This window comes from Dietzia sp. SYD-A1 (assembly GCF_015356725.1).
GTDB lineage: Bacteria > Actinomycetota > Actinomycetes > Mycobacteriales > Mycobacteriaceae > Dietzia.
This window is the reverse complement of the sequence record NZ_JADDKI010000617.1, coordinates 1-558: the sequence shown is the minus strand read 5'-3', so window position 1 is coordinate 558 and position 558 is coordinate 1. Positions and strand designations below refer to the sequence as shown.

At 75.6% G+C, this 558-nt stretch carries 2 protein-coding genes; both read right to left on the bottom strand.

The window, feature by feature from the left end:
- The coding region (locus IY392_RS17735; protein ID WP_228549595.1) for a hypothetical protein at positions 1-370 on the bottom strand (370 nt) is incomplete at its 3' end.
- The coding region (locus IY392_RS17730; RefSeq protein ID WP_375292930.1) for a type II secretion system F family protein at positions 367-558 on the bottom strand (192 nt) is incomplete at its 5' end. The genes IY392_RS17735 and IY392_RS17730, both read right to left, overlap by 4 nt.

Here is a 558-nt window from a genome sequence, read left to right as displayed (position 1 = left end):
GGAGGGGCCCCGCCACGTCCGGGTCGATGGGGGCGACCGCGTCCCCGACGGCGCCCAGCGCCAGGTGGGTGGGCAGTCCGGCGAGCAGCGCCACCGCGAGCAGGTCGAGCATCCGCGCGAGGGACCCGGTGTCCGCGGGTCCGGTGCGTCCTCGCCGGACACGATCGAGGGCCGGGGACAGCACGCCCAGCCGCGGGAACAGCCACGACCGACGTGGGAGGGGACCTCCGACAACACCCGCATCAGAGTCGGCAGCCGCGGCGGAGCCGACGGTGGAGTCCTCGGCGAGGTCACGCAGCCGCTCTGTGGCGGCGCTGCGCCACGGAGCGACGCACACGGCGGCGGCGATCAGCAGGAGCGCCGCGGTCATCGTGACGCCCCGTCCACGATCCGCTCCGTCCACATCAGACCCGTCGCCAGGAAGCCGACGCCGATCAGGCACAGCGCGCCGCCGATCGGGCCCCCGAACAGCACCCCGAGGGGGTCGGCGCCGAAACCCGACCCCAGCAGCACGCCGAACCCGGGCAGTCCGGTGAGGATCACCGCGGTGGCGCGGGG